We start from the raw sequence: 2,426 nt of genomic DNA on the forward strand, positions 1-2,426 counted from the left end.
ATTTGATTTCCCCAAAATACGTCAATATACTTACACAAAGAAAATCATTTAGGATTGCTCTAGATATAGAAAATCATTTAGGATTGCTATATGCGGACAGTGCCGGTAAAATACTCAGCCGGTCCTTTGGCCGAAGGCTGTGAGCCACTTCGTTTAATGTCCATTTCTTAATACCTTTACTTGATGCCATTTCGGTGGCTGTCCCAATCGTAGAAATTGAGCACTAATCGCTTCTCTATCAATAGGGATGGATTTTTTAAGAAGCAAGGTTAGCTTTGAGGACATTTTGGTTGTCAGTAGGCGAATCTCTTGCCCAATCAAAACTGCGTTTTCTCTTGAATAAAAGTCGAGAATGCTTACAATTCGCCGGAATCTTTTTTCATTGCTTTAGCCTCATTCTAAGAATCCTCAAGGGCAAGCAATAGAACGATCGTCTAAGATTGTTGTACAATCCTGCAAACTTATAAATGAACGCTGCCAAAACGAGTGAAAAGTCCGCTAGGTCGTTAATGAACGACCATCCGGCAAAGCGCGAGGCAGATAGAGAACAAGCCCACAGAGACGAACTGACCAATAGCGGATTGCACAGGCGATTCGTCAGGATGGGACAATTGAGCCGCTGAAAGGATTGCACTTCAAGGGATCCTCCTCACCTTCGGAATGCGTTGATAGTGTCTCTATCCCTGCCTTTTGTGTCATTGCCCAGGGCAGCAAAGAAGTTCTTCTGGGCAGCGCGATCGCGCTTCAGTACGACCCGATGCATTATCTGCTTGCTACGATCGAACTGCCGATTGTCAGCCAAATTCTTGAAGCGTCCAAAGCGCAACCGTACCTTAGCTTTCGCCTCAATCTCGACCCCACTCTTGTCGGTTCAGTCATGGTTGAGGCTGGCGATCCCTCACCACAAAGGGGTGCCAATGTAAAAGCGATCGACGTGATATCAACTCCGCTAGCATCGGAATTGTAAAATCGAATCAACAGTCAATACTCAACTATCATTCAATTTTTCGACCCCTCCTTCAACAGTCAACAGTCAACAGTCAACAGTTAACAGTCAACAGTCAACAGTTAACAGTCAACAGTCAACAGTCAACAGTCAACAGTCAACAGTCAACAGTCAACAATGATAAGGAGTGCAACCGGAATCGATGTGACTATACCTGTTCATTGCTAGTTTCAACCGAACTCAGCGCCGCTTTGAGGGTATGCCAAGCCAAAGTTGCACACTTAACCCGCATCGGATATCGGGAAACACCTTGCATGATATTGAGTTTCTCCAACGGAGGATCAAACTGAGTATTTCCCGCTGCCATCTCGCGGAACTGTTCTACCATTAAAAGCACCTGTGAAATAGTTTTACCTTTGATAGCGATCGCCATTAAGTCAGCAGAAGCAAGGCACAAAGCACAACCTGCACCTTCAAATTTAATGTCGGCAATTTTACTTTCTGCTTCATCTAGTACCAGCGTTAAATCAACCACATCACCGCAATAGGGATTTTCTCCTCGGTGTTGACGGTGTACTGGGTCAGTTTTTCCTTTGTTTTGCGGTTTTCTGGCGTGTGTCAAAATTACTTGTTGGTAAATTTGGCGATCGTTAGTTTTCATAATCTATTCACTCTTTAAAATTCTTTAATAGCAAATGCTTGTAATCGTCCGGGGTATCAATATCAATCGCAGCTTCTGGTATTAGCAGAATCAATCCTGTATCTATATATTTTTGTATTAACGCTTTTGCACCTTTATCTCCTTCAAGCTGCATCAGTTCGGGAAATAAGGCATTACTAAACAGGGCAGGTACGCCTGTAGTTTCGTTATACTTTGAGGCGATAATTACTTTTTGCGTTTCTTGATAAGACTGAATCAATTGATTGAAAATCTGGGGAGAAACTAGCGGCTGATCTGCAAGTGAGATGATAACTGCATCAAGTTTAGAGTTAGTTCTCAGTAGCATACTAATACCAGCGCGAATAGAAGAAGACATTCCCTCTTGCCATTGGGAGTTCTCTACAACTTGCACTGCCTTTGGCATTAGTTCCGGTTTAATTTGTTCTACATAAGCTCCCAGGACTACTATGATAGGTTGGCAGAGAGAAGCTAAGGCAACTTCAACCGCATGGAGTATCAGGCTGCGTCCTTGATAAGAAAGCAATTGTTTTGGTCTTCCCATGCGGGTTGCAGCTCCAGCAGCGAGAATAATTAGACCAATTTTAAATACCATACCCAAGTTTTGGATTTTTGATTATTAAGAACATACTCGTATAGCCTTTCTCAGTAACATGAGGTACTATCTGGCATTGGGCATTGGGCATTGGGCATTGGGCATTGGGCATTGGGCATTGGGCATTGGGCATACCTGAATGTGTATACAAACTATATATTAGTAGATAATTATTAAAAGAATACCTAATGAATTAAGCATGAATT

Annotated in this window: 4 protein-coding genes; 2 read left to right on the forward strand and 2 right to left on the reverse strand. The window is 42.7% G+C overall.

What is annotated here, in order from left to right; all coding sequences use genetic code 11:
• Positions 1-467: 467 nt before the first annotated feature.
• A complete protein-coding gene (locus tag E5S67_RS32565; protein WP_216670572.1) occupies positions 468-623 on the forward strand; it encodes a hypothetical protein in 156 nt (51 codons plus the stop codon).
• A 5-nt stretch (positions 624-628) separates the two neighbouring features.
• A complete protein-coding gene (locus tag E5S67_RS18940; protein WP_216670573.1) occupies positions 629-967 on the forward strand; it encodes an AraC family transcriptional regulator in 339 nt (112 codons plus the stop codon).
• A gap of 187 nt (positions 968-1,154) precedes the next feature.
• Here E5S67_RS18940 and sufU read toward each other — a convergent pair whose 3' ends face one another.
• Both sufU and E5S67_RS18950 read right to left on the reverse strand, forming a co-directional pair.
• Entirely contained in the window at positions 1,155-1,607 is a 453-nt protein-coding gene (sufU, locus tag E5S67_RS18945) for a Fe-S cluster assembly sulfur transfer protein SufU (RefSeq protein ID WP_216670574.1), read from the reverse strand.
• Positions 1,608-1,614: 7 nt separating this feature from the next.
• Positions 1,615-2,220, reverse strand: a complete 606-nt coding sequence (locus tag E5S67_RS18950) for a nucleotidyltransferase family protein (RefSeq protein ID WP_172189848.1) — start codon at positions 2,218-2,220, stop codon at positions 1,615-1,617.
• Positions 2,221-2,426 lie beyond the last annotated feature (206 nt).

It is taken from the genome of Microcoleus asticus IPMA8, assembly GCF_013179805.1.
In the GTDB taxonomy this organism is placed as follows: Bacteria; Cyanobacteriota; Cyanobacteriia; order Cyanobacteriales; family Microcoleaceae; genus Microcoleus; species Microcoleus asticus.